Source organism: Candidatus Symbiothrix dinenymphae, from assembly GCF_001431085.1.
In genome coordinates, this window is the sequence record NZ_BBRU01000427.1 from 1 (window position 1) to 438 (window position 438).

Consider the following 438-nt stretch of genomic DNA (forward strand, 5'->3'; position numbering starts at 1 on the left):
CGCATCAAATTTTGCGGAGGAAAAAAAACAAAAAAAAGTTTGGTTTGAATAGAAATTTTGCTTAACTTTGCCCCGATTTTGAACAAATAAAAAATTTTAGTAACATGAGGCAAACAAATGTAACAAGAAGACAGTTCTTAGGAACAAGTTTAGCGGCTGCGGCTGCGTTAACAATTATTCCGCGCCATGTAATGGGCGGAGTAGGATTTACAGCACCAAGCGATGCAATCACGCTTGGATTTATTGGTACCGGCGTTCAGTCCCGTGGACTTGCCAGTGAATTTGCCCGTCGCGCGCAGATAGTTGCTGCCAGCGATGTCTATAAAAGCAAATTGGACCGCTTTAAAGAGCACGCTGAAAAGGCTTTAGCCAGTGCAGGCAAACCGTCCAAAGGTATAAAAACGTATGTGGATTTCCGGAAGGTGCTTACCGACAAAA

At 43.2% G+C, this 438-nt stretch carries 1 protein-coding gene; it reads left to right on the forward strand.

Features of this window, described 5'->3' with window-relative positions; translation table 11 throughout:
* Positions 1–104 precede the first annotated feature (104 nt).
* Positions 105–438: twin-arginine translocation signal domain-containing protein (locus ASC50_RS04735; RefSeq protein WP_158648452.1), on the forward strand; the 334-nt coding region annotated here is incomplete at its 3' end.